The 26135-nt window shown below is 58.2% G+C and carries 21 protein-coding genes, 2 tRNA genes and 3 rRNA genes; 12 read left to right on the top strand and 14 right to left on the bottom strand.

The window, feature by feature from the left end:
• Window positions 1-22: 22 nt before the first annotated feature.
• Window positions 23-469: a rhodanese-like domain-containing protein gene (locus tag R3D51_05570; protein MEZ5898944.1), complete on the bottom strand. Its 447-nt coding sequence runs from the start codon at window positions 467-469 to the stop codon at window positions 23-25.
• Window positions 470-1109: 640 nt separating this feature from the next.
• On the bottom strand, window positions 1110-1376 hold the full coding sequence (gene rpsT / locus R3D51_05565) for a 30S ribosomal protein S20 (GenBank protein MEZ5898943.1): 267 nt from the start codon (window positions 1374-1376) through the stop codon (window positions 1110-1112).
• A 331-nt stretch (window positions 1377-1707) separates the two neighbouring features.
• Here rpsT and R3D51_05560 point away from each other — a divergent pair, with 331 nt between their 5' ends.
• A complete protein-coding gene (locus R3D51_05560; protein ID MEZ5898942.1) occupies window positions 1708-2289 on the top strand; it encodes a hypothetical protein in 582 nt (193 codons plus the stop codon).
• 10 nt (window positions 2290-2299) lie between these two features.
• Window positions 2300-2905 carry a hypothetical protein gene (locus tag R3D51_05555; protein ID MEZ5898941.1) on the top strand — a complete coding sequence of 202 codons (606 nt, stop codon included), beginning with the start codon at window positions 2300-2302 and terminating at the stop codon, window positions 2903-2905.
• A 22-nt stretch (window positions 2906-2927) separates the two neighbouring features.
• On the opposite strand, the gene mutM is transcribed toward R3D51_05555, so the two are convergent.
• On the bottom strand, window positions 2928-3803 hold the full coding sequence (gene mutM / locus R3D51_05550) for a bifunctional DNA-formamidopyrimidine glycosylase/DNA-(apurinic or apyrimidinic site) lyase (GenBank protein ID MEZ5898940.1): 876 nt from the start codon (window positions 3801-3803) through the stop codon (window positions 2928-2930).
• 109 nt (window positions 3804-3912) lie between these two features.
• Between mutM and ubiE the strand changes: the two genes are divergently transcribed.
• From ubiE to ubiB, 3 genes are all read left to right on the top strand, one after another.
• Window positions 3913-4689, top strand: a complete 777-nt coding sequence (gene ubiE / locus R3D51_05545; GenBank protein ID MEZ5898939.1) for a bifunctional demethylmenaquinone methyltransferase/2-methoxy-6-polyprenyl-1,4-benzoquinol methylase UbiE — start codon at window positions 3913-3915, stop codon at window positions 4687-4689.
• A 130-nt stretch (window positions 4690-4819) separates the two neighbouring features.
• Window positions 4820-5116 carry a hypothetical protein gene (locus R3D51_05540; GenBank protein ID MEZ5898938.1) on the top strand — a complete coding sequence of 99 codons (297 nt, stop codon included), beginning with the start codon at window positions 4820-4822 and terminating at the stop codon, window positions 5114-5116.
• A gap of 185 nt (window positions 5117-5301) precedes the next feature.
• Complete coding sequence (gene ubiB, locus R3D51_05535; protein MEZ5898937.1) at window positions 5302-6912, top strand: 2-polyprenylphenol 6-hydroxylase; 1611 nt, start codon at window positions 5302-5304, stop codon at window positions 6910-6912.
• A 225-nt stretch (window positions 6913-7137) separates the two neighbouring features.
• On the opposite strand, the gene R3D51_05530 is transcribed toward ubiB, so the two are convergent.
• From R3D51_05530 to R3D51_05520, 3 genes are all read right to left on the bottom strand, one after another.
• The gene (locus R3D51_05530; protein ID MEZ5898936.1) at window positions 7138-8262 is read right to left on the bottom strand and encodes a transporter; all 1125 of its coding nucleotides are present in this window, start codon (window positions 8260-8262) and stop codon (window positions 7138-7140) included.
• A 191-nt stretch (window positions 8263-8453) separates the two neighbouring features.
• Window positions 8454-8858: a hypothetical protein gene (locus tag R3D51_05525; protein ID MEZ5898935.1), complete on the bottom strand. Its 405-nt coding sequence runs from the start codon at window positions 8856-8858 to the stop codon at window positions 8454-8456.
• A gap of 113 nt (window positions 8859-8971) precedes the next feature.
• Window positions 8972-9283, bottom strand: coding sequence for a carboxymuconolactone decarboxylase family protein (locus tag R3D51_05520; protein MEZ5898934.1), 312 nt, complete (start codon window positions 9281-9283; stop codon window positions 8972-8974).
• Between the two features lie 202 nt (window positions 9284-9485).
• Here R3D51_05520 and R3D51_05515 point away from each other — a divergent pair, with 202 nt between their 5' ends.
• From R3D51_05515 to R3D51_05495, 5 genes are all read left to right on the top strand, one after another.
• Entirely contained in the window at window positions 9486-9881 is a 396-nt protein-coding gene (locus R3D51_05515; GenBank protein ID MEZ5898933.1) for a low affinity iron permease family protein, read from the top strand.
• Between the two features lie 72 nt (window positions 9882-9953).
• A complete protein-coding gene (locus tag R3D51_05510) occupies window positions 9954-10601 on the top strand; it encodes a MarC family protein (protein MEZ5898932.1) in 648 nt (215 codons plus the stop codon).
• Between the two features lie 50 nt (window positions 10602-10651).
• Window positions 10652-11119 carry a nuclear transport factor 2 family protein gene (locus R3D51_05505; protein ID MEZ5898931.1) on the top strand — a complete coding sequence of 156 codons (468 nt, stop codon included), beginning with the start codon at window positions 10652-10654 and terminating at the stop codon, window positions 11117-11119.
• Between the two features lie 10 nt (window positions 11120-11129).
• Entirely contained in the window at window positions 11130-11549 is a 420-nt protein-coding gene (locus tag R3D51_05500; GenBank protein MEZ5898930.1) for a diacylglycerol kinase, read from the top strand.
• A gap of 131 nt (window positions 11550-11680) precedes the next feature.
• Window positions 11681-12136, top strand: coding sequence for a GFA family protein (locus R3D51_05495; protein MEZ5898929.1), 456 nt, complete (start codon window positions 11681-11683; stop codon window positions 12134-12136).
• 140 nt (window positions 12137-12276) lie between these two features.
• On the opposite strand, the gene rrf is transcribed toward R3D51_05495, so the two are convergent.
• From rrf to R3D51_05470, 5 genes are all read right to left on the bottom strand, one after another.
• A 5S ribosomal RNA gene (gene rrf, locus R3D51_05490) occupies window positions 12277-12391 on the bottom strand.
• A 168-nt stretch (window positions 12392-12559) separates the two neighbouring features.
• Window positions 12560-15349, bottom strand: a 23S ribosomal RNA gene (locus R3D51_05485).
• A 323-nt stretch (window positions 15350-15672) separates the two neighbouring features.
• A tRNA-Ala gene (locus R3D51_05480) sits at window positions 15673-15748 on the bottom strand.
• 84 nt (window positions 15749-15832) lie between these two features.
• Window positions 15833-15909: transfer RNA gene (locus tag R3D51_05475), tRNA-Ile, on the bottom strand.
• Between the two features lie 160 nt (window positions 15910-16069).
• Window positions 16070-17554, bottom strand: a 16S ribosomal RNA gene (locus R3D51_05470).
• The 16S, 23S and 5S rRNA genes sit together here with 2 tRNA genes alongside, the layout of an rRNA operon.
• Window positions 17555-18566: 1012 nt before the next feature.
• Between R3D51_05470 and R3D51_05465 the strand changes: the two genes are divergently transcribed.
• Complete coding sequence (locus tag R3D51_05465) at window positions 18567-20564, top strand: peptidoglycan DD-metalloendopeptidase family protein (GenBank protein MEZ5898928.1); 1998 nt, start codon at window positions 18567-18569, stop codon at window positions 20562-20564.
• Between the two features lie 73 nt (window positions 20565-20637).
• Here R3D51_05465 and R3D51_05460 read toward each other — a convergent pair whose 3' ends face one another.
• Window positions 20638-21054: a hypothetical protein gene (locus R3D51_05460; protein ID MEZ5898927.1), complete on the bottom strand. Its 417-nt coding sequence runs from the start codon at window positions 21052-21054 to the stop codon at window positions 20638-20640.
• A 130-nt stretch (window positions 21055-21184) separates the two neighbouring features.
• On the opposite strand from R3D51_05460, the gene R3D51_05455 reads away from it, so the two are divergent.
• Window positions 21185-21628 carry an META domain-containing protein gene (locus R3D51_05455; GenBank protein MEZ5898926.1) on the top strand — a complete coding sequence of 148 codons (444 nt, stop codon included), beginning with the start codon at window positions 21185-21187 and terminating at the stop codon, window positions 21626-21628.
• 92 nt (window positions 21629-21720) lie between these two features.
• On the opposite strand, the gene clpB is transcribed toward R3D51_05455, so the two are convergent.
• Entirely contained in the window at window positions 21721-24321 is a 2601-nt protein-coding gene (gene clpB / locus R3D51_05450) for an ATP-dependent chaperone ClpB (GenBank protein ID MEZ5898925.1), read from the bottom strand.
• Window positions 24322-24636: 315 nt separating this feature from the next.
• Complete coding sequence (locus tag R3D51_05445) at window positions 24637-25557, bottom strand: DUF4167 domain-containing protein (protein MEZ5898924.1); 921 nt, start codon at window positions 25555-25557, stop codon at window positions 24637-24639.
• Window positions 25558-26135 lie beyond the last annotated feature (578 nt).

The following is a 26135-nucleotide window of genomic DNA, read 5'->3' as shown; positions in this document are numbered from 1 at the left end:
CGATCCTCCTTCGCGATGTCCCTCAGCCCTGAACCCACGGCAAGCCGGTAGCCTTCCAGCCGGCAAACCGTCCGCGGTGACGCTTGGAATCGAGTGGCCCCTCGAAGCCTTCCGCCACATTCCGGCAACGCCGGAAACCCTTTGCCGCAAGCGCCTGCGCCGCCATCCGGCTGCGGCCGCCAGAACGGCAAATGAAAAATATCTCGTCGTCTTCGACAACGCCGGCGGCTTTCAAGACGCCAGCGAGGTTATCCGCGAATGCCGGGTCTACCCGATTATCGGGAAACGTCTGCCACTCCTGGGTCAGCAGGCGCTTGCCTGCCTCCGACAAATCGGGCAGCCCAACAAAGACCCATTCTGCTTGAGTACGCACATCCACCATGACAGCCCGTGGATCGGTCTTGAGGTGCTCCCACACCTGAGTGACCGTCACGTCGTCGATGTGGACAACCTCATAACTCGCCAACATCGCCTCCTACACCAAGCTCCGCCCAACAAGGGCATTCGCTCAGTGACCCCGCAAACAACCACAAGCAGTATCGAAGACAATTCCGCAAAGCCCAAGAGTAGAGCCAAGTAGAAAACGCCGACCTGCAAGTTTTGACGATGGATCCATCAGGCAAATCACTTGGATTTAAGCCCTGGATACTACGCACGCCCACAACACGAGGATGTCTGGTTAGCCCTCAATCATCCGCTTCATTTTTACTATCCATTAACCGTCTCTCCCGCAAGCCTCCACAAGGCTGCCCACCCCCTCTCCGGAACGGCGAAAAAGTTTCCACAGGATTGTGTGTAACCCACCCTCGCAACAGAAGATGTGTGGACAAAGCGTCTGACTCTTAGGGGAAAAAGCTGTGTGTGGAGATGGCGTGACGGACGCTCAGCTTAGTGATCGCAAGTGTCACATGAACGTCGTTTTATAGTTGCGAGGAGCTGACGCCCGCGCCTAGTCGAAATCTCATCGCCACTGCGAGTCTGCTCGTATCAGCCCACGAATCCTACGATTTACGACTGTTCAAAAAGAAAGCGGGCCCCGAAGGACCCGCTCTTTACTATTGCGAACATGCAACAGGGAGAAAAAGTCGATTTTCTGCCCTTCAGAGGATTTAGCCAGCAAGGGCCTTGACGCGGCGTGCGAGCCTAGAAACCTTGCGCGCAGCGGTCTTCTTGTGGATGACGCCCTTCTGCGCAGTGCGCATCAGGATGGGCTGAGCGGCCTTGAGGGCGGCAGCGGCCTTCTCGTGATCGCCAGAGGCAATGGCCTCCTCGACCGTCCGGACGTTGCTCTTCATGCGAGTGGTGCGGGCCTTGTTAACCTTGGTCCGGCGGATCATTTGGCGCTCGGCTTTCTTCGCCGACGACGTATTGGCCATGTTTGACAGTCCTCGTTTGTGTCTGGAGCACGCAAGCCGAACGAGACCCTGGAAACGGGCCCTCCCCCAGATGAATGGGTGTCCGGATGGGCTTTAAATACCTTTACCGCCCGGAACTGGCGTTCCGAGCGGCGCTTGGGTTTCCTATACCGTTGGGCCAATCGCCGGTCAATCGCTGAAACAGCGGCCCAAAGACGCCTGGAATTTCAATTTGCCTGAGCAAAGGGAAGGGGTGTTTTACGAGATTCATGTATGTTCTGCCGTCCGAACGAGATTCGGCCTGGGCTTTTAGATCTTCGGCCCGGCCGCACGGTTGTGGGGGAAACGTCAAATGTCGTCGTTGAGCGCTTGGATGATCAGCCTGACGCTGGGGCTGTGTGCCGTCATCATCACCGCCGGAGCCAACCAGCCCTTTCTCAATCTTCTTTCGACGGGCCTTGTCTCAGTGGCCTTCGCAAGTCTCGGTATTCGCGAAAATCGTGCACTCGTGGCCGATGGCGCTCACAAGAGCGAGATCGCCGCATCGACCGCTCGCTACATCGGACTTGTGTGGACCTGGGGTGCCCTTGCCCTCCTGGTGATCTACGCGCTGGTATATGAAAACTCCTGGAAGGAGTGGTGGCAGTTCTTCCTGAGCTTCGCCACCGCTGCTGTCGGCTCGATCATCTTCGCCAACATGCTCGGACGGGATGCCGAAGCCGGCAAGGAGGATGAATCAGTCATGGGCCTTGGCCGCCTTCTCGTCAAAGTGCAGCTCATCGGCATGATGGTGGGCGTCATCAGCCTTGTGATCGACGGCAAGTTTCCTCGCGACACCGCGCATCAGGACTGGGCGGCTTGCAACATCTTCTTCTTCGGTGGACTAGCGATCGCCGCCATCTGTGCGAACGCACTCGCATCCTCGCGCAGTTGAGAATATCTGCATGGGTCGCCCCAAGCCAATCCTCATCGCCGCATGCGCACTGAGTCTTGCAGGCATGTACTGGTGTGCGGCCAATGACCTCAAATTTGCAATCAACGCAGTGGCGCTCGCGTTTGCGGCCGTCGCGATTTGGGCAGCTTTGCTGGAAGGCAAGAATAAGTCCGCGGCCGTTGCCAAAGCCGCCCCGGACTGGCAAGCCGCCTCCGCTCAGATCAAAACTGCAACCGCGCTGTCTGCTTTCGTGTACGCCTGGGGCGGCGTCGCAATGTTTCTTTGCTACGAATTGAGCGGTCTGCACTGGCAACACGGTTGGGAATACGGCTCCATCATGTTGCTCATCGCCGTTGGACTTTATGCCTTCTTCAGAGCGATGAACAAACCGGGTTCACCTCTCGTCGAGCCCGGCGCACTCAACCGCACTATGATGCTCGCCGCATTGCACGGAATTGCAGCTGCAGTTGCGCTTAGCTGGCTCGTTCTATCCGGCAAGCTCGCAACATCGAAAGGTGATTGGGCCGCCAACGCGGTCTTCATGGCGGGTGGTTTAGCGATCATCGCCATTTGCGCCGTCACGGTCCGCACCCACCGGGCCTTGACCGGACCCTAATGCAGAGTCCGCGCCGCGATCTTTAGCGCTGGCACACCGCACAGTAGAACGTCGCCCTTCCCTGATGCACAGCACGCCGCAACACACCTCTGCAGCCATCGCGCTGACACGGCTCTCCCTCACGATCGTAGACGAAGAACTTTTCCTGAAAGCCGCCACGCGAACCGTCGGCATGGCGATAATCGCGCAACGTCGATCCGCCGGCGGTGATTGCATCGTCCAGCACATCCTTGATCGATCGGACGAGATTTGCCGCTCGCGCGGCCCCACCGCGCGCCGCGAGGCTCGACGCGGCACGATCAGGCGATAACCTGGCGCGAAAAAGGGCTTCCGAAACGTAGATGTTTCCAAGCCCCGCCACGACATGCTGATCCATCAAAAAGGCTTTCAGATTGACCTTTTTTCCGGCCGCACGGGCGCTCAGGTAATCGGCCGTCAAAGCCTCCGACAAAGGTTCGGGCCCAAGTTCGCGCATCAACGGGTGGCGTTCCAGCTCATCGCTACGGGTCATCACCATGAAGCCGAAGCGGCGCGGATCGTTGTAGACAACCGCCAGATCGTCCGGAAAATGAAAGACGACGTGATCGTGGCGAGGATCCCCGGCCTGGTCATAAACGTATTGTCCGAGCGCATGGTCGTCTCCGCCGCTCGAAATGGTAAACCGGCCCGTCATGCCCAGATGCATGATGAGCGCTTCGCCGCTGTCGAGATGCCCGACGAGATACTTCGCGCGGCGATCAAGACGCTCAAAAACGCGGCCCTCGAGTCTCGCCGCAAACTTGGCCGGCAGCGGAAAGCGCAGATCGGGACGGCGCGCATCCACACGCAACAAGGCCCGCCCGACAAGAACAGGCTCCAGGCCGCGGCGAACGGTTTCGACCTCAGGTAATTCCGGCATCCTTGGACCTTCTGTTAGGGATCTTGATGTATTGATCCCGGATGTGTCGAACAAGGCGCATTTTGGCCAGTGGCGTGCCGATGCCGCCTCGGCTATTGTCTCACCTGCAATGACCAGCGACACCACATCTTCCGCCGATGCCACCGTTTCGTTCGGCTTCCGCAACGTGCCCGAGAGTGATCGGCAAGGGCTTGTGAACTCAGTGTTCGCAAGCGTTGCTGAGCGCTACGACCTCATGAACGATCTGATGTCGGGTGGGCTGCATCGGCTGTGGAAGTCGGACTTCGTGTCGTGGCTCAACCCTCCCACAGGCATCGCGCCGTTCCGCTTGCTCGATGTTGCGGGCGGCACGGGTGACATCGCCATGCGATACGCGCGCGCCAGCGGCGAAAATGCAACCGCGGTCATCTGCGATATCTCTCCCGAGATGCTTGAGGTTGGACGCCGTCGCATCGCAGACGCTCACCTCGACCACCGCATTCAATGCGTTGAGGGCAATGCGGAACAACTGCCTTTTGAGTCCGGCACGTTTGACGCCTACACGATCGCATTCGGCATCCGCAACGTCACCCACATCGACAAGGCGCTCGCCGAGGCGTACCGCGTCCTGCGACCAGGCGGACGCTTCCTATGCCTGGAATTTTCCGAGTGCAACGTGCCCGTGCTCGATACGCTCTATGACTTCCATTCTTTCGAGGTGATCCCGCGGCTCGGCAAGCTGACGGCGGGGGCCGCCGAACCATATAAATACCTCGTGGAGAGCATCCGCAAGTTCCCCAAGCAGGAGGCGTTCGCGGACATGATTCGCGCCGCCGGGTTTGCGAATGTGAGCTACCGCAACCTGACCGGCGGCATTGCCGCCATGCATTCGGGCTGGAAGATATAGAGCCGTCTCAATTCGTTGCGAAATTCGCGTTGAGGCATTGAAAGCTGCAATTGACCGCGCGCACTCACCCAGCTTAGCTTCAATCTTGGACCCCGCGGGGGGGGGCCTTTTTGATTGGGGAGATCGCTTTATGAAAGCAATCCGTTTGGCGTCGCTGGCTCTCGCCGCGACTATCGCTCTTGGTGCATCAGGGGCCTCAGCAGGTTGTGTAGTCAAGGGTGCCGTTGCCACCGCTGGCTCCGCGAAGGATGCCAAGTGGTTCGCCATGGAAACCATGGTCCAGGCCGTGTCCTGGGGGCTATGGCCGGGCTGGCTGTCAACTGGCAAGGTCGCAGGCTACTCGGTGAGCAATGAACGTTATCGCTGCGGCCCCGATGGTGGTCAGGTGACTTGCCACGGCCGTGCGACCTTCTGCACGAAAGGTTGAGACGAGATTATGAAGGACGGAAGCGGCGGTCTCCGGCAAACTTCGCCGGTGGCCGCCGTTTTGCTTTGAGGCTAGGACATCAACCGACTGTACCTGGCTGAGGCGACGTGCTTGGAAAACCGCACCGGCTCTATGCCTGAGCCAAAACAAGATTAACGACGAAGAAGAATCGACAAGACCGACGCATGGCAAACGCAATTACCAACACGCTCCGCCTCTCACGCGCCGGTCTGGTCCTTGCCCAACATGGCGTTCGCTTCGTGCCCAAGGGCATGCCGGTGCCTCTTCCACTGCGCATCGCGCGCGCGGTGACGGCTCCGATACGTTGGATTTCCGCTCCCTTTCGCGCGCACCAGCCAAAAGCCTCTCGTGTCTCGGCAGCGTTAACTCAGCTTGGCCCGAGCTATATCAAACTGGGGCAATTCCTCGCGACCCGCGCCGACATCCTGGGTCCTGAACTCGCCGCCGATCTGCGCCATCTTCAGGATCGCCTTCCCCCGTTTTCACAAGCAGAGGCCCGCGCCGCCATCGAGCAAGCGCTCGGCGGCAAGCTCGAAGATCACTTTGTCGAGTTCGGTCCTGCGGTTGCTGCCGCCTCGATTGCACAGGTCCACAAGGCGGTGGTTCTGGAGAACGGCGTCAAGAAAGCAGTCGCGGTGAAGATCCTGCGCCCCGGGGTCGAAAAGCGGTTCCGCCGCGATCTCGACAGCTACTATTTCGCAGCCCAGATGATCGAACGGTTTCACGAGCCTTCGCGCCGCCTGAAGCCGGTCGCCGTTGTCGACAATCTCAAACACACAACCGATCTGGAGATGGATCTGCGCCTGGAGGCTGCAGCTATTTCCGAAATGGCCGACAACATCACCGACGATGAGGGCTTTCGCGTTCCAAAAGTCGATTGGAGAAGAACCGCCAAGCGCGTGATGACGCTGGAGTGGATCGACGGTACGCCAATTTCCGATCACGCCACTCTAAGGGCACGCGGCCTCGATCTGGAGGCGCTCGGCCTTGCCGTCATGCGTTCCTTCCTGCGGCACGCCATGCGTGATGGCTTCTTTCATGCCGACATGCACCAAGGAAACTTGTTCGTCGATGCCGACGGCAAGGTTGTCGCCGTCGATTTCGGCATCATGGGCCGGTTGGGAAAAACCGAGCGACGCTTCCTTGCTGAGATCCTGCACGGCCTCATCACGCGCGACTATTATCGCGCCGCTGCCATTCACTTTGAGGCGGGCTACGTGCCACCCCGTCACACCGTGGAAGAGTTCGCCCAGGCCATGCGCGCGATCGGCGAGCCGATCCACGGCCGCACGGCCGAAGAAATTTCAATGGCGGACCTCCTCGGTCAGCTCTTCGCCTACACGGAAGTATTCGACATGCAGACGCGGCCCGAGCTGATCCTGCTGCAAAAGAGCATGGTCATCGTGGAAGGCGTGGCCCGCGATCTCGATCCGAGGCTCAACGTGTGGACCGCATCCGAGCCCGTCGCGCGGCAGTGGGTGGAGGAAAACCTGAGCCCGCTTGCAAAGCTCAAGGAGGCCGGCGGCGGATTTGCCACGCTTGGCGAACTCCTTGCCAAGTCGCCGGGGCTCTTAAACACCGCTGAAACAGCGGCGCGCGATCTCGCACAGATGATGCAAACGGGCGTGCGGCTGGATGAGGCAACCGTGGCGCGCCTTGCGCACGCGCAGGCTAAGGAAGCGCGTAAAGGCGCATGGGGGCGCTTCACCATCGGCCTGCTCGCCGCGCTCGTGGTGGCGGCCATTTATCTCAGTCACATCGGCGCAATCCACTAGGCGCTTGCGCCATCCGCATCCGGAAAAGTGGGACCCGGTTTTCCGACAAGAAGCGCGACAAGACAAATGAGTAGAGCTTTTCCGCGATTCCGCGAAACGCGGAAAAGCTCTAGGTCTCGCAGTCGCCAGCGACGCCCGTCCGTTCACCGCTCCGCCAAGACAAACAAAAAAGGGTGCCCTTGCGGACACCCTTGAAGTTGGTCGGGATGGGGTCGTGAAAACTAATCAGAACGATTTGCTCCAGTTTGCGTAGAGCGTGCCGTCTCGTTCCTGCTGGTAGCCGTTGACGTCGTCGCGGATCGGTTCGAGCCACTCCACGCTCAACCGATGTCCCTTCAAGGCACCCTCAGGCACCACGAAGTTCACACCGAAACCGATATCGAAGTAGCGGCCTCCATAGTTGGAGGGGAAATCAGGTGCACTCATGCCTGAGCCGGTCGGATAGAACGAACCCTCGATCTCGCTGACGCTGGTGCTCAACAAGCGTACCGACGTCGACATCCAGTCGGTCAGCCGATAAGCCGCCCAGCCAGTCGCCTGAAACACATCGCCCAAGCGATAGCCTTGATTGTTTTCGTCTTCCATGCGGATGACGCCGGAAAGCTGAAGTCCCCACGACAGCCGGTCGGCGCGCCCGGTGTAGGTGAGGCTCGGCAGGAAGTCCCACGTACCAGACCCAAGCTGCATCATGTAATGTGTGAGATTACCGTTTGCGGCGCGCTCGCTCGTCGAGCCTGTGGGCGCCGAAAACATCATGCCCGTGTGCAGGTGATATCCGGGGCCTTCGGAAATCTTGATGAGTGCGCCGAAAATCGTGTCACCGATGCCATCGGTGCCATGGTTGTGGCTACCCATGTGGCCCATTCCCATGTGGCCCATTCCCATGCCATGGCTGGCGTGGGGAAGCTCATCCATCATCATGTCCATGGTCATCCATTGCGGCATCAACATGAGCGTCAACCAGTCGGTCGGCGCATACATGATGTCGAGCATGTGCATCTGCATGGTCATCTCGGATTGATACATCGCGCAGTGCTCATGCCCGGGTACGGCAGCATTCTGACAGGCCTTGTGGAGCAACGGATTTGACGGATCGTTGATGTCGATCTTGGAGGTTCCGTCCAGCTGATCGCCCGATGCGCGCGCCCAGCTGTAGCGGTATCCCACCATGAACTCGCCGGCTTTGTGCATGTGATCGGCCATGACGCCGGCCGGCGCATGGCCGTCGGGAATCGGAGCGGCACTTGGTTCGTCTGCAAGAGCGAGCGAACCGAAAGCAGCGATTGATGTCGTCAAGGTTGCAGAAAGCGTGGCTATTGGCGCTAAGCGCCGTGACGTGCTGTTGAACATATTGTCCCCCGAGTTGGTCTCGCGCTCAACGTGGAGCACTTTCAGCTGAATCTTGGTAATGCATGGGTGGTGCCCGCGCGTGCCCCGCGACGCACTAAGCGCGCAAGACGTCAGCGTGGAGCAGGTTCCTGATTATTCGAACTGGCGAGCCGCTCAGAACGCTGAGCCGCTTAGACATGCGCTTCGCCAGATCAAGCGGCAGCGGGGGGTCCGCGCGCTTCAAAAGCAGCACAGCTTCTTGCGTGAATGCTTTCCGCATCCAACGACAGGTGGACAAGAGCGACCTCGACAAGCGCGAAGTTTGCCAGTTGCGGCACATCATGCGTGGCCATGCCGGTAAGTGCGCTGGCGCAGATCACGCAGTACGTGACCTTCAGCCTACCAGGACGATGCTGCTGTCTTCCCTCATCTGTCACGACCGCGTGACAGATCGGGATGTTGTTATCGATTGCCCACTTTTCAGATTCGCTCAGCGGAGCCGCGGCGGCAATCTGCATGAGCGCGTGCTGCGGAAACACGCCGACGTGCAGCAGCGCACCCAACAAGGCCAGCGCCGCAATCATGCATCCCAGACGTGGAATACGCAGTCGTCTCATCGTTTGGATATGGCCACTACAGAAGTCGGTTATGCAAGTGCACCGACGCAACACTCGCGGCTTCAATTAACTTGGCCTGCCCGTGTGTTCGCTCTTACCGGCGCGAACGGGCGTCAAGATTTCTTCCCGACGAGATGCGTGCCGTGGGCGATCGCCGCTGTCGCACGCATGGCGGCCGATATGAAGACGACTTCAGCAATCTCGGCTTCCGTTACGCCGGCATTCAACGCATTTGTGCGATGCACTTCAAGGCTGTAAGGGCACTGCGTCGTGATAGCGACGGCCAAAGCAATGAGTTCCTTATAGCGGCGTGGAATTGCGCCGGGCGCCATCGCGGCCCGGTCGAATGTTTCGAAAGCCTGCATGACAGAAGGCGACGCCTGACGCAGGTTTTGCAGCTTCGACAGGTTGGCGGTGTCGTACATGACGTCAGTCTCCTTGGATCGCGATTGGGCATGTTTTGGCGCCCAAGCTAGCAAAGTCCTCCCCCGTGGGGACATGAACTTTTCGCACCTCCGCCGCCTAGGTCGGTCTCATCCTGGCTACTAAGGAACCGGATGACGTGGACGCGCGTTGTTGGTCGTCGTTTTGGGATTTCCGTCAATGCCCGCGATGCTGGAAACGTCCATGCCCCACGACATTGGAAAATCGAAATCTACGTGGTTCACGCGCTTTGCGCGCAAGGTAGCCGATTTATCCGGCCGCCCGGTAACTTTTGCTATGGCGGTTGGGGCCATCATTTTGTGGGCCCTATCTGGACCTTTTTTTGGCTACAGCGATACGTGGCAACTCGTCATCAACACCTCGACCACGATCATCACGTTCCTCATGGTGTTCGTGATTCAAAATTCGCAAAATCGCGATGGCGAAGCTATCCAGGTCAAACTCGACGAGCTGATCCGGGCTGTCGCGGCCGCACAAAATAAGCTGCTCGATCTGGAAGAGCTGGACGTCGAGGAGATCGAAAAAATCCGCGAAAATTATCGCAAGCTGGCGGCTGCGGCGCGCGGCGACTCCGATTGAAGCTACGAAGTCCTGCATCCTGAGCGCATCCATGCTACGCACGCGCTAGAGTCGAATAGCGCGGAGGGCAGGATGGACATCGGGTTTGCGGCAAAGTTCTTGGGTGCGATGTTCGCCATCATGAACCCGTTTATCAATCTGCCGATCTTTCTGGCGCTTACCTCCGACAAGACTGTCCCCGAACAACGCAGTATGGCGGTGATGATCCTGTTTTATTCCGCTGTGATGTGCGCCGTCATTTCTCTCGCGGGCCAATCGATTATCGGCTTTTTCGGCGTCACCATTGATTCCTTCCGCGTTGCAGGTGGTCTTGTCCTCCTCGGCATCGCCCTTTCAATGCTCAATGGCCAACCCATCACCTCACACGAACGCGGCGACCATGAAAAACGCGCCGAACATGCGGCGGACGGAAGCGACGATGACGGGATCGCATTCTACCCGATGACCTTCCCCATGATCGTGGGACCAGGAACGATCGCGACGCTCATCATTTACGCCGCCCAGATGCATGACACCGCACACTACATTTCGTTCGCGGTCGTTCTGACCGCCATTTTGCTCACGCTCTTCATCGTCTTGTATTTCGCCTCGGCGCTCGGCAAGCTGCTCTCCGCCAAGATGCGCGTCATCATGACCCGATTGATGGGCATGATCCTCGCAGCCATTGCGGTCGAAATGGTCGTAGATGGCGCGAAGACGATGCTACCGGGTCTTGCCTGACAAAGGCTATTCGAAATACTTCAGCTGCCACGCAATCTGGAGCATCTTCAATGACCGACCGACCACCGCTGCCTCCGTTCACACGGGAAACCGCGATCATCAAGGTACGCAAGGCGGAGGACGCCTGGAATTCTCGAGATCCGGTCGCTGTTTCTCTGGCCTACACGCCCGACAGCCAGTGGAGAAACCGTGCGGAGTTTCCTTCCGGGCGCGCCAAAATCGTGGAATTCCTTGAGCGCAAATGGGCGCGGGAGCTTGAGTATCGCCTCATCAAAGAACTCTGGACGTTTGCAGAAAATCGCATAGCGGTGAGATTTGCCTACGAATGGCATGACGACAGTGGACAGTGGTACCGCTCTTACGGAAACGAGAATTGGGAGTTCGATGCACACGGCCTCATGGCGCGGCGGTTTGCGTCGATCAACGATATGCCGATCAAGGAAGAGGAGCGCAAATTTCGCTGGCCTCAAGGTCGGCGGCCCGACGATCATCCTGGCTTGAGTGACCTCGGACTTTAAGAGATATACCATGACAAAGCCCATCGTCCGCTGCATCTGCGCCATCGGACAATCCGGCCAGCTTGGCCTCAATGGCGAATTGCCGTGGGAGGGCAATCAAGGTCCCGAGTACCTTGCGGACGTTGCCCGTTTTTTCGAAATCACAAGGGGACACGTGCTGCTTGCCGGTCCCGCAACGATCGAATCAGTGCCAGAATTCGCCTTCAAAGACCGCACGATCGAGATCCTCCGTTCATCCATGCTCCCGCGAGACGTCATCGCGCGTTTTCCAGGGAGAGTTGTTTTTATTGGCGGCGGCCCACCCGTCTGGGATGCCTATGCGCCCTTCATCGAGCATTGGGACGTCACGCGTTTGCCCTATGACGGCCCCGCCGATCGCTGGTTCGATCCGAGGTGGATAACCGCAAGCCATCTCGGCGGTGCGAGATAAGTCGCTAGAAGTCATCCGGTCAGGTAATACCCGGCCTTCTCTCCCGCTGCTAAGTTTTATCGAGGCGCAAGCCTCGCCGGCCGCCGCCACTAGAAGCGGCGCTGCAGACGGAACTTGCTTGGGAGGAACCGATGAAACTTCCAATAACAGGCGGTTGTGCGTGTGGCGCTATCCGCTACGAGTGTACAGAAAAGCCGGTGTTTGCCTGGAATTGTCATTGCCGCGATTGCCAGCGGGCCTCTGGCGGTGGCTACTGCCCCGTGATGTATGTTCCCCGTTCCGCGCTGACGATAACTGGACCTGCGCCGGTCTATTATGACGTGCGAGCGGAGAGTGGCCGACTTGTTCAGCGCGGCATCTGCCAGTCCTGCGGATCTAACCTTTTCATTCTCGCCGAGCTGGTGCCTCAACTTCAGGGACTATGGGCCGGCAGTCTCGACGATCCGAGCAACTTCAAACCGCAGATCAATGTTTGGACTCGCAGCTCGCCGTGGTGGTCACAAATGGATTCAACCATGAAGAAACTCGACGTCGCGCCCAACGAAGACCAATTCAAAGTTTTGCTGGATGAGGCGGACGCAATGTAGTCGACACCTCTATGGCGCCAAACTACGACGACACTGGATGGTAAAACAAAAAACGCGCCGCTGGCATAAAGCACAGCGGCGCGTTTTGAGTTCGATGAAGAGGTAATTTGACTTCTTATCATCACATGACGTCTCGGCAGACCTGGCAACGACCTACTCTCCCGCGTCTTAAGACGAAGTACCATCGGCGCAGGGGCGTTTCACGGCCGAGTTCGGAATGGGATCGGGTGCAGCCACCCCGCCATAATCACCAGGTCGGCGGAGACGTCATATGACTTCTGTTTTTGGTCTTTCCGTTGAGCCCTACGCTCATCGAGCTCGCGCCTAAGCTTTGCAGCGGCGCGAGACACGCTTGAATTCTAGCGCGCTCTTCAGCGCGTTCGGTATTTCATGAGCGATATCGATGAGCATTGCTTAATGAGAGCAATCAAGCCAATCGAGTTATTAGTACCGGTAAGCTACACGCCTTGCAGCGCTTCCACACCCGGCCTATCAACGTGGTGGTCTTCCACGACTCTCGAGGGAGAACTTGTTTCGAGGTGGGTTTCCCGCTTAGATGCCTTCAGCGGTTATCCCGTCCGCACATAGCTACCCTGCTGTGCCGTTGGCACGACAACAGGTCCACCAGAGGTGCGTCCATCCCGGTCCTCTCGTACTAAGGACAGATCCTCTCAATTCTCCAACACCTACGGCAGATAGGGACCGAACTGTCTCGCGACGTTCTGAACCCAGCTCACGTACCACTTTAAATGGCGAACAGCCATACCCTTGGGACCTGCTCCAGCCCCAGGATGTGATGAGCCGACATCGAGGTGCCAAACGACTCCGTCGATATGGACTCTTGGGAGTCATCAGCCTGTTATCCCCGGCGTACCTTTTATCCGTTGAGCGATGGCCCTTCCACACGGGACCACCGGATCACTATGGCCGTCTTTCGACTCTGCTCGACTTGTCAGTCTCGCAGTCAGGCTGGCTTATGCCATTGCACTCGACGAGTGATTTCCGACCACTCTGAGCCAACCTTCGCACGCCTCCGTTACGATTTAGGAGGCGACCGCCCCAGTCAAACTGCCCACCATGCGCTGTCCCGGAACCGGATAACGGTCCGCGGTTAGACAACCATAATCGCTAGGGTGGTATTTCACATTGCGGCTCCACAAAAGCTGACGCCTCTGCTTCAAAGCCTACCACCTATCCTACACAAGCAGTCACGATTGCCAGTGCAAAGTTGCAGTAAAGGTGCACGGGGTCTTTCCGTCTAACCGCAGGAACCCCGCATCTTCACGGGGAATTCAATTTCACTGAGTGTGTGCTGGAGACAGTGGGGAAGTCGTTACGCCATTCGTGCAGGTCGGAACTTACCCGACAAGGAATTTCGCTACCTTAGGACCGTTATAGTTACGGCCGCCGTTTACCGGGGCTTCGATTCAAAGCTTGCACTTCTCCTCTTAACCTTCCGGCACCGGGCAGGCGTCAGGCCATATACGTCGTCTTTTGACTTAGCATAGCCCTGTGTTTTAGGTAAACAGTCGCCACCCCCTAGTTTGTGCCCTGCCACCCTGGTTGCCCAGAATAGCAGCCTGCTTCTCCCGAAGTTACGCAGGTAATTTGCCGAGTTCCTTCAGCACACTTCGCTCAAGCGCCTTGGTATTCTCTACCAGTCCACCTGTGTCGGTTTCGGGTACGGTCTATGTGGGGGCTATTTCCTGGGACACATTCGCTGCCTCGGCAATCCGATAAGCCTCAACAACTTGCTGCATCCGTCACTCACCCACTGGCCCACGAATATTAACGTGGTTCCCATCGACTACGGCTTTCGCCCTCGCCTTAGGGGCCGGCTAACCCTGCGCAGATTAACTTTACGCAGGAACCCTTGGACTTTCGGCGGGAGTGTTTCTCACACTCCTCTCGTTACTCATGTCTGCATTCGCACTTCCGATACCTCCAGGAGCCCTCACGGGTCTCCCTTCACAGGCTTACGGAACGCTCCGCTACCGCGTGCATTGCTGCACACCCGCGTCTTCGGTACACTGCTTTAGCCCCGTTACATTTTCGGCGCAGAAACCCTTGTTTAGACCAGTGAGCTGTTACGCTTTCTTTAAAGGATGGCTGCTTCTAAGCCAACATCCTGGTTGTTATGGGATTCACATCCTTTCACACTTAGCAGTGATTTGGGGACCTTAGACGGCGATCAGGGTTGTTTCCTTCACGACGGACGTTAGCACCGCCGTGTGTCTCCCAGATAGTACTTCCAGGTATTCGGAGTTTACTTAGGTTTGGTAACCCTGTGGGGGCCTAGCCCATGTAGTGCTCTACCCCTGGAGTAGTTCATCTTTGAGGCCACCTAAATAGATTTCGCGGAGAACCAGCTATTTCGCCTTGATTGGCCTTTCACCCTTGCCAGCCACAGTTCATCCGAGGCTTTTTCAACAGACCGGTTCGGTCCTCCAGTGGGTGTTACCCCACCTTCAACCTGACCATGGCAAGATCGACAGGTTTCGGGTCTAATCCGACGAACTGAACGCCCTGTTCAGACCCGTTTTCGCTACGCCTACAGCTATCGCCTTAAGCTTGCTCGTCAGACTAAGTCGCAGACCCATTATACAAAAGGTACGTCGTCACCCTTGCGGGCTCCGACTGTTTGTAGGCATCCGGTTTCAGGTACTATTTCACTCCCCTTGTCGGGGTGCTTTTCACCTTTCCCTCACGGTACTGGTGCGCTATCGGTCGGTAAGGAGTACTTAGGCTTGGAGGGTGATCCCCCCATGTTCAAACAGGATTGCACGTGTCCCGTTCTACTCGAGGATTGAGCTTGGCATTACGTGTACGGGGCTGTCACCCACTGAGGCCCACCTTTCCAGATGGTTCCACTTGTCCTTGCTCAATCACTGGCCTAGTCCGCTTTCGCTCGCCACTACTCGCGGAGTCTCGGTTGATGTCCTTTCCTCCAGGTACTGAGATGTTTCAGTTCCCTGGGTTTGCTTTTAACCCCTATGTATTCAGAGCTAAATACCTTCTCATGACACCCTGAAACTCGAACCCGGAAATTGCTCCCCGGATGCGAATTACAAGATGTCGAAGGTGGGTTTCCCCATTCGGAGATCTACGGATCAACGGCTGTTCGCACCTTCCCGTAGCTTATCGCAGCGTACCACGTCCTTCATCGCCTCTTACCGCCAAGGCATCCACCAGATGCCCTTAAGTCACTTGATCGCTCTCATTAGCAATGCTCACCACGCTTGAAAGCCAGCACTTTTCCCTCGGCAAGAAGGAATGCCAGCAAACCAGCGCTTTGAATGGTGCGCATTGTCTTAGAAAGACCAGGTCCATCCTGAACAGCTCTTGCGAGCCATCCGGAACGGACCAGAAGTCAAATCAGACCAAACCCAAACATCACCTCACGGTGAGATCTGTGCAGATAGCGCGGGGTACGCGCCTCAGGCTTAGTCCCTCTTCACGATGTCATTTAGAACCAACCACTGGAGCAATGCTCTCAGCGGAAACTTTGTCTCTTCAATCACGAAATGATCAGGAAATGGTGGAGCCAGACGGGATCGAACCGACGACCTGAAGCTTGCAAAGCTACCGCTCTCCCAGCTGAGCTATGGCCCCAATTCCGGTCACCTTGTTCGAACCAACGCCGAACCGCCGCTCAAACCTACCGACCCACCAGGCGCCAAACGGCAGCCAGAAGAATGGTGGGCCTGGGAAGATTTGAACTTCCGACCTCACGCTTATCAAGCGCGCGCTCTAACCAACTGAGCTACAGGCCCTTAAGCGTGCATTTCGTGTGAAGAAAGAGAAACGAAGACGGCGGCGTCCCGCGTTGTATTCAGCGGACCGGTTCGACTCTGAAACCGATCCTGTTATCCAATTCAGAGTTTTGAAGCGCAGCAGCTGAAAGCCACTTTGCTTGACAAAGCTCATCCTTAGAAAGGAGGTGATCCAGCCGCAGGTTCCCCTACGGCTACCTTGTTACGACTTCACCCCAGTCGCTGACCTTACCGTGGCCGGCTGCCTCCTTTCGGTTAGCGCACCGTCTTCGGGTAAAACCAACTCCCATGGTGTGACGGGCGGTGTGTACAAGGCCCGGGAACGTATTCACCGCGCCATGCTGATGCGCGATTACTAGCGATTCCGACTTCATGAGGTCGAGTTGCAGACTCAATCTGAACTGAGACGGCTTTTTGCGATTAGCTCCCTATTACTAGGTGGCTGCGCACTGTCACCGCCATTGTAGCACGTGTGTAGCCCAGCCCATCGGGGCCATGATGACTTGACGTCATCCCCACCTTCCTCCGGCTTATCACCGGCAGTCCCACTAGAGTGCCCAACTTAATGATGGCAACTAATGGCGAGGGTTGCGCTCGTTGCGGGACTTAACCCAACATCTCACGACACGAGCTGACGACAGCCATGCAGCACCTGTGTTCCTGCCCATTGCTGGGAAGACCCCGTTTCCGAGGCCGGTCAGGACATGTCAAGGCTTGGTAAGGTTCTTCGCGTTGCGTCGAATTAAACCACATGCTCCACCGCTTGTGCGGGCCCCCGTCAATTCCTTTGAGTTTTTAACCTTGCGGCCGTACTCCCCAGGCGGGATGCTTAATGCGTTAGCTGCGCCACCGACAAGCAAGCTTGCCGACGGCTAGCATCCATCGTTTACGGCGTGGACTACCAGGGTATCTAATCCTGTTTGCTCCCCACGCTTTCGCACCTCAGCGTCAGTACCGGACCAGTGGGCCGCCTTCGCCACCGGTGTTCTTCCACCAACTCCATCTCTTACGAATTTCACCTCTACACTAGGAATTCACCCACCTCGGACTCTGAATCTGCAGTATCCAAGGCAGTTCCGAGGTTGAGCCCCGGGATTTCACCCCTGACTAACAAATCCGCCTACGTGCGCGCATGCAATGATTCCCGAACAACGCTAGCTCCTTCGTATTACCGCGGCTGCTGGCTTTAGAGTTAGCCGGAGCTTATTCTTCGGGTACCGTCATTATCGTCCCCGACAAAAGAGCTTTACAACCCTAAGGCCTTCATCACTCACGCGGCATGGCTGGATCAGGCTTTCGCCCATTGTCCAATATTCCCCACTGCTGCCTCCCGTAGGAGTCTGGGCCGTGTCTCAGTCCCAGTGTGGCTGATCGTCCTCTCAGACCAGCTACGGATCGTCGCCTTGGTGAGCCATTACCTCACCAACTAGCTAATCCGACGCGGGCCCATCCTGTAGCGATAAATCTTTCCCCTCTCGGGCTTATACGGTATTACTCCAAGTTTCCCTGGGCTATTCCGTACTACAGGGAAGGTTCCCACGTGTTACTCACCCGTCTGCCACTCCCTATTGCTAGGGCGTTCGACTTGCATGTGTTAGGCCTGCCGCCAGCGTTCGTTCTGAGCCAGGATCAAACTCTCAAGTTGAAAGATTTGATACTGGTTTTGACTTGGAGGTTAATCCAAGGAAATTACTGCGTAACGGGCACCTTCACACTATGACGCTCGCTCGTTTCCAAGCGCTCGTCACGGTGATGGCTGAAACGCAGATTTCACCAGAGTCTAGTCTCGATCTCACGGTCTTTCGACCGAAGATCCGCCAGGACTCCGCCGTCTGCGTTTCCCTTCCTTCAAATTCAATTGTCAAAGAGCGAAATCGAGAACACGAACCCGTCCGGCGGCTGACCGCCGGTGCTTTCGAGACAACGAGGCTCCTAGCCGGATGACCCGGCTTGGAACCCGAGAGTTTCGAGAGGTTCATGCCCCGAAGGGCGGCGAAGCACTGTGTGCCCCGCAACGAGGACCGTTTAAACAACATCGCCGGGCTGGTGTCAACTACCGTTTTAAAAAATCTTAGCCCTGTTGGCGATGCTGTGATTTTTTCAATAAAATCAGATGTCTAAACCATTGCGGCCTAACGCTGCCGCCTCCCGTTCGAGACGCTTTTCTCGGCGCCGTACGGTTTGTCGCAGGTCCACGCGAGCGATTTCAGAGCCCACCGGGCAATTTTGGTTAATCCATAGCCGCCGTGGTGGCCTCAGATTGGGCCGCTCAACGCGGTCACGCGGCCAAAGCCTGGCCACTCAGGGTGTCGGTGCCGACTGCGGATTAGGCCCGATTTCCCGTGAGGTTGTCAGGTCGCTGCCATCTCTCCGCCCCGATTTCCCAGCCTAATGCGCATGCTATTGTTATTTCGCTAATCGAAATAACGATGGTATTCAGGGGACTGCGTCGTGATTGACGACGGCGCATAGTGCACGGCTTACAAACCTCGGGGGCACTCCGCCGGCTGACAGGCCCGGACGGAGATTTTGGCTTGTGGCCCCGGAGCTGACATCAGGACCTAAATCAGGTCCCAGGGGAGGGGTTTCGGGTGCTACTTCGTCGGCGAAAATTGGAGCGCACCCACTCGGGCGCCCTCGCCTTCGACACCCCATCCATGCGTGGACTCCCCCACGTCTACCGCGGCGGGTCCAGCGCCTTTTTCCGCGATATTTACGATATCGATCACGTCGAACAGCGCCGGGGCGGTCGCTTCCGCTGGCTGCTTTCGACGTGCTTGGCTGCAACCGTCGGCGCCATAGCCATTCTTGTTGTCGTGTACGGAGCTTCAGACAAAAGCGAAATGGACGACCGGCTTCTGCCGGAGTTCAAGAACATTCTCGATGGCACCGGTAGCGGCCCCGTCTTTCCGGCCTTTAAGAACGCGGATGGACTGAAATGGCTGTTGCCGAAATCCGATCGCCTTCAACTCACGACCGGCGCGCTTTCGACACGCTATATCATCCATGAATCCTCCAAACAGCGCCGCGACGGCCGCGAATACATGCGCCAGAAGCCGTATGCGCGTATCGTTGCACGGCTTGCGCCAGTTCCGGCGGACTACGCCGATGTCATCCCGCCGTTCAATCCGTTCAAGCTTTACGCGAGCAATCAGCCCATCAATGGTAACGATGAGTCGGATGGCGGCGTTTCGCGTTCTGATGTTTCGGTGAAGGTTGTCGAGCTGTTAGGCGGCATTCTTCCAGGCGAAGATGGGCAAGAACTCGATACGCGAGAGGTTCAAGATCTCGTCGAACGCTCTGCCGATACCGCCACGACAAGCACTGATGCTGAGGCTGCGGCCGATCCAAGCGGAACACCTCTGGACGGCGTAGCAGAGACGACCGCAGAAGACATCGAAGCGCAAGCCGCGCCGCAATCGCCTCATGCCGTGGCCCAAGATTTACCGAACACGACATCGATCGCAAAAACCGCCGAGACCTTCGAAGACGTCGACAACGATCTTGAATCTGGCGAGGTGAGCGTCGTCAAAGTGGGGCGTGACGATTCCTTGCAAGCAATCCTTGAGCGCGCCGGCGCCGATGACTGGCAAGCGCGCGCTATGATCGACGCCGCACGCGCCACGTTCCCCGAAAGCGCGTTGGTTCCCGGTCAGGAAGTTCGCATCACGCTCGTGCCTTCCTTGACTCAGGCCAACAAGAAAGAACCATCGAGTTTTTCGGTATTTTCTGACGGTCACGACCACCTTGTCACGGTCAGCCGATCAGCCGCCGGCGAGTTCGTCGCCAGCTCACAGCCCAGCATCGGCAAAGAGCTGCAGCTTGCCTCGCCAGACAATGAGAATGCGCAAGCTTCCTCGCTTTACGCGAGCTTCTATCACGCCGCTCTCGTGCAAAATATCGATCCCGAAACGATCTTGCAGGTTCTGCGTGTCCATGCCTTCGACACGGACTTCCGCCGCCGCGTGCGCCCTGGCGACACGTTCGAAATGTTCTTCGACATGAAGGATGAGCAGTCGACAGATGGTCCGCCGGGCGAGCTTCTCTACACCGCCATCAACTCCGGTGGTGCCGTGACGCGCTTCTACCGCTTCCGGACCTCCGACGGGCAAGTCGATTACTATGACGACGCGGGAAACAACTCCCGAAAGTTCCTGTTGCGCAAGCCTGTACGCGGCGACAACGTGCGCCTTACCTCGGGCTTCGGCGTGCGTTTCCATCCCCTTTTGAACACCCGCAAGATGCACACGGGCGTCGATTGGGCGACGGCGGCTGGCACACCAATTATTGCCGCCGGCAACGGCACGATCGAGGAGGCGGGCCACAAGGGCTACTACGGCAACTACATCCGCATCCGGCACGCAAACGGCTATCACACCGCTTACGGTCATATGATGCGGTTGGCGGCAGGGGTGAAAGAGGGCGTGAAAGTACGCCAGGGCCAAGTGATCGGATACGTCGGATCCACCGGGCTTTCTTCAGGCCCGCATGTGCATTTCGAAGTTCTCGTCAACTCCCGCTTCGTCGATCCCATGTCAATTCAGGTGCCGCGTGAACGCAAACTCGATGGCAAAGATCTTAACGACTTCCAGAAGGAACGCGCGCGCATCGACGACCTGATGAAGCGCTCGCCGGTTATGACCGCAAGCAAATAGCCGCAATTTCTTGGCATTTCTGACGAATCTCGCGGGGGCCACATAGAGGGTGAATCGCACGCGGGCTCGCGTATCACTCCATGCGTCGCGATGCGATCAATTCCATCGCGCGGCCAAAACCCGCCAGCAAAGAGCCAATACCAAACAGCGCCAGCACAACGATTTGAAGAATCGATTCGATGTTCTCCTTGTCCAGGAGATAGTTGGCAATGTTTGCGTCCGCTGTCTGATATTTCTCCATCGCCTTTGCCCGGTCGGCTTGAGCCGCATCTATCTCCGTCTGTTCAGCCTTGAGCGCTTTCAAGATCGCGATCCGGTTGGCGAACACGGCCTGCAGCTGCACTTGCCCGTTCTGTTGCATGTTGAATGCCGAAAGGCGCCATTCGATCTCGCGCTTCAAGGGCTCGACGTAAAACATCTGAGCGGCGGTCGATGCAAGCAGGAAGAAGACGCCAATGAGCTCCGCCACTTGGTAAAACTTGAATTTCATAATTCCCCCTCAGGTCCTGGCATGTCAGTCGTCGCGCGGAGTTGCTGCCGAAGCAACCCTCTGTCCCAATCCCGCCACCCTTGATCTGATAAATCAAGCGCGTTGGCTCAGTTCACGAAAGGTGCGTCATATGCCCAAAACGTTCTTGATCCTGGCCCTCGCGATCGGCCTGTCGCTGGCTGACGCGGCTTGGGCCGACGAGCCCGCCACGGACAAGGGACTAGGGGGCACATCCTGGCAGCTCGTCGAATTTGCCGGAGGGGATGACACGAAAATCAAACCCGACGACGGATCGAAATACACGCTTCAGTTCGAGAGCGACGGCAACGTTGTCGCGCGCATCGATTGCAATCGCGGACGCGGCACCTGGGAGTCGAAAGACGCCAATCAGCTCACGTTCGGGCCAATGGCAACCACGCGCGCCATGTGCCCACCTGGCTCTATGCACGACCGAATCCTGAAGGATCTGCCCTATGTGCGCTCTTACGTCCTCAAAGACGGCCACTTGTTCCTCGCGCTAATGGCAGATGCGGGCATCTATGAATTCGAGCCCACGGCGCCTACTGCGAAGTAAGATCGGTAAAGATTGACGTAGCAAAAAAAGAAGGCCGGAGCTGCGATGCAGGCTCCGGCCTATTCTTTATTCCTTCGTCTGACAGCTCAGCGTTAGGCGGCGGCTTTGACCGGCCAACCGTTGATGGTGAGCGCGCCATCGCGCACCGAAACCTGAACCTTGTCGCCATCCTTGACACCGCCCGCCAAGATCTGCTCGGCAAGCGGATCCTGCACATAGCGCTGGATCACGCGCTTGAGCGGACGAGCACCGTAGGCGGGATCGTAGCCACGGTTGGAGAGCCAAGCACGGGCGTTGTCGTCCAGGTGCACCGTGATCTTGCGATCGGTCAGCAACTTTGCCAGGCGGCCCATCTGGATATCGACAATCTTGCCCATGTCCGAACGCTGCAGACGATGGAACAGGATGATCTCGTCCAAGCGGTTCAAGAATTCCGGACGGAAGCGCGCACGCACCTCTTCCAGAACCTCATCGCGCACCAGATCGGTATCCTCGCCCTCCTTCTGGTTGACCAGAAGATCGGCGCCGATATTCGACGTCAAGATGATCAGCGTGTTCTTGAAATCGACGGTACGGCCCTGGCCATCGGTCAGGCGTCCATCGTCAAGAACCTGGAGCAGAACGTTGAAGACATCCGGGTGCGCCTTCTCGATCTCATCGAACAGCACGACCTGGTAGGGCCGGCGGCGGACGGCTTCCGTCAACGCGCCACCCTCCTCATAACCGACGTATCCAGGCGGTGCGCCGATGAGGCGGGCCACCGAATGCTTCTCCATGTACTCCGACATATCGATACGGATGAGCGCCGTATCGTCGTCGAACAGGAAGCCCGCAAGCGCCTTGGTAAGCTCGGTCTTGCCCACACCCGTGGGACCTAGGAACATGAACGAGCCAATCGGGCGGTTGGGATCCTGAAGACCGGCACGTGCGCGTCGAACCGCCGTCGAAACAGCGACCACGGCCTCTTTCTGGCCGATGACGCGCTTGCCCAGCGCCTCTTCCATCTTCAAGAGCTTGTCGCGCTCGCCTTCGAGCATCTTGTCGACGGGAACGCCGGTCCAGCGCGACACTACCGCTGCGATCTGATCGGGCGTCACCGCCTCCTCAACCATGGCCGTCGACCCAGGACCGCCCGCGCTTTCGAGCGAAGCGAGCTTCTTTTCCAGATCCGGAATGACGCCATAGGCAAGTTCGCCAGCACGCGCGAGGTTGCCCTTGCGCTGCATCTGCTCAAGCTCGTTACGACGTGCGTCCAACTCCTCCTTGATCTTCTGAGCGGAGCCGAGTTTCTCCTTTTCGGACTGCCAACGCGCGGTCAACGCCTTGGACTGCTCTTCGAGATCGGCGATGGACTTTTCCAGCCGCGCAAGACGATCCTTAGAGGCGACATCCGTCTCCTTCTTCAACGCCTCGCGCTCGATCATCATCTGCATGAGATCGCGGTCGATTGCGTCTAACTCTTCCGGCTTGCTGTCTACCTGCATGCGCAGACGCGATGCAGCTTCGTCGACAAGGTCAATCGCCTTGTCGGGCAGGAAGCGGTCGGTGATGTAGCGGTTGGAGAGCGTCGCAGCGGCCACGAGCGCGCTATCGGTGATGCGCACGCCGTGATGAAGTTCATACTTCTCCTTCAAGCCGCGAAGGATCGAGACGGTATCTTCCACCGTGGGCTCGCTGACGAAAACGGGCTGGAAGCGGCGCGCGAGCGCAGCATCCTTCTCAATATGCTTGCGGTACTCGTCCAGCGTGGTCGCGCCGACGCAGTGCAACTCGCCTCGGGCAAGCGCCGGCTTCAAAAGGTTACCCGCGTCCATCGCACCTTCGGACTTTCCAGCCCCGACGATTGTGTGAAGCTCGTCGATGAACAGGATGATGCCACCCTGCTCGGCCTGAACCTCCGAAAGGACGGACTTCAGCCGCTCCTCGAACTCGCCACGGTACTTGGCGCCCGCGATGAGCGCACCCATGTCGAGCGCAAGCAGCTTCTTGTCCTTCAGGCTCTCAGGCACGTCGCCTTTGACGATACGCAGGGCCAAACCTTCAGCAATTGCCGTCTTGCCGACGCCAGGCTCGCCAATGAGCACGGGATTGTTCTTGGTACGCCGCGACAGCACCTGAATGGTGCGGCGAATTTCCTCGTCGCGGCCGATCACAGGGTCAAGCTTGCCAGCGGCAGCCGCTTCCGTCAGATCGCGCGCATAACGCTTCAAGGCGTCATAGGCCTGCTCAGCGGATGCACTGTCGGCAGTACGGCCCTTGCGGATTTCGTTGATGGCCTGGTTGATCTTTTCAGGCGTAGCACCCGCTTCGCGCAGCGCCTTGCCTGCGTCGGTGCCACTTTCGAGTGCAAGTGCCAAAAGCAGCCGCTCGGCCGTCACGAACTTGTCGGACGCCTTATCTGCGGCCTTTTCGGCCGCGTCAAAAACGCGAGCCGCTTCCGGCGAAACATAAACCTGCCCGCTGCCGCCTGAGACTTTGGGTCGCTTGGCGAGTGAGGCTTCGGTTGCAGCAAGTGCCGCTTTAGGATCGCCGCCCGCACGCGTAATGAGCCCGCTGGCAAGGCCTTCGGGGTCATCGAGCAAAACCTTCAGGAGATGCTCGGGTGTGAAGTGCTGGTGGTTCTCGCGCAGTGCAAGTGATTGGCCCGACTGGACAAAGCCCTTGGCGCGATCGGTATAGCGCTCAAAATTCATGTACTTCCCTCCTCATGCACGCCTCTTGCGCCCGGTTTGGCACGGCATGAGGCGCCGTATTCAGGATGCTGCTAATTCCAACGCGGTAAGGCACGAAGCCCCGCCTACGGGCGCTCTGCACCTTCCGCACCTCAAGATATAGTGCCGAACGCGGGTTCAAAAAGGGGCCCAACGCCCCTCTGCGCGAGACAAAAACGCCCTGGATTTCGGCAAGTTGCAGCTCGGACAAAATCAAAGGGGCCCGAGGTCACCCCCGGGCCCTTTTGGAAGCTCCCAATCAGAAGCTTCACGATCTTCAAAAACTCAGCCTCAGGATTATTCCTGATCCTCGTTGGCGGCCTGCCGCGGCGGCGCCGCCTCTTCGACCGGCTCAGCACGTGGCCGACGCACCGGGCGGCGCAGGAACTCGGGCTGATGATCGGCGGCCGCGGCAGCGGGCTGCAGAGCCTCGCCATTTCCATTGCTGTTGCCCGGCTGGAACCGTTCGCGGCGACGCGCCGGCATAGGCGCCGGCATAGGCGCCGGTTCAACGGCATCCGAAACGATAGGTTGGGGCTGGCGATCGTCGCGCATCTGGCGCGGCTCGCCGCTTCGGTCCTGACGATCCGCACGGAAGTCGTTGCGCTCGCCGCGGTCTCCTCTGTCCTGACGATCCATACGATCGCCCCGATCGAAGCGATTCTCGCCGCGATCATGCCGATGGTGGCGGTTCTGTTGGTCGTTCCGGTCGCGGCGATGATGCTGCTGACGATTGTCGCGATTATCGTAACGCTGCCCCGGCTGATCGAAATTACGCGGCTGGCCGGAAGGCTGACCCTGCGGCTGCGCCATTTGACCGCCTTCGACTTGGCTCGGTCGGCCTTCGCCGAAATCATCGCCCTCGTCATCGCCGAACTCATCGCCGGCCGAGTCCAGCGGATCACCAGGCACACCCGGACCGCGCGCCACGCTCAGGCCATTAGCGAACGGATCGCCGCCGCCCTGGCTCATCTGCTGCTCGCGGAAGCTCATGATGATGCGGTTGTAGTGTTCCGCGTGCTGCATGTAGTTCTCGGCAAGCACGGGATCGCCGGACGAGAGAGCGTCACGCGCCAGCGACATGTACTTTTCCGCGATGTGAGAAGGGGTGCCGCGAAGTTTCACGTCAGGCCCCGTGCTCTCGAAGCTCCGGGTCATCGGATTCTGCGACTTGCGATTGCGACCGCGACCACGGCGGTTTTGCTGTCCTTGCCTCATTGGCTCCCGTTCTTACCGTTCCTACAGTTGACGTGTCCCACGACTGCGAGACGTTTCGTGACCTTTGATCCACCGTCCTGGCGCCTGTTGCCTGCGTCTGTTTCGACCGTGCTGCAAGAAACAGCCTTCGATCGTCAGATCCGGCACTTTTCGCGCGCCTTCGCGCAAAAGCGGGCACAGCCCCATTCCGGCAAAATTCTCAAATGCGCATGCGCCCCGGCCTGATGTCCCCAGACGTCGCCAATGCCGTTACCGGCCCAAATCTTTCCCCTCAAGCTGCGGCGCTGTGATGTGCGCTGACGGCCGCTGCCCAGGTCGTGTGCTAAACTGCTTTCCTTGGTCGCTCGCCATCGGCGTCGCGTCCGTCCTCTTGGAAGCAAGGCGTTTCGCGCTCGTATCCGGCTAAAATTGCAAGGCCTCAACCGTGGCCTTCGCCGCCGTCAACGCGGGTACTTCAGCACGCGATGATATCTCTGCCGGAAACGTGCAGCTTCGGAACTCTCGCGAAGCACCCGAAAGCCGAGTGAGCCTCTATCGTTCATCCCGAACTAGACCGCCTAGTCAGGGACATTAGCGCT

It is taken from the genome of Hyphomicrobiaceae bacterium, from assembly GCA_041397645.1.
Classification (GTDB): domain Bacteria; phylum Pseudomonadota; class Alphaproteobacteria; order Rhizobiales; family Hyphomicrobiaceae; genus Hyphomicrobium_B.
The sequence above is the reverse complement of the archived record's forward strand: the minus strand, read 5'-3'. Positions and strand labels throughout refer to the sequence as shown.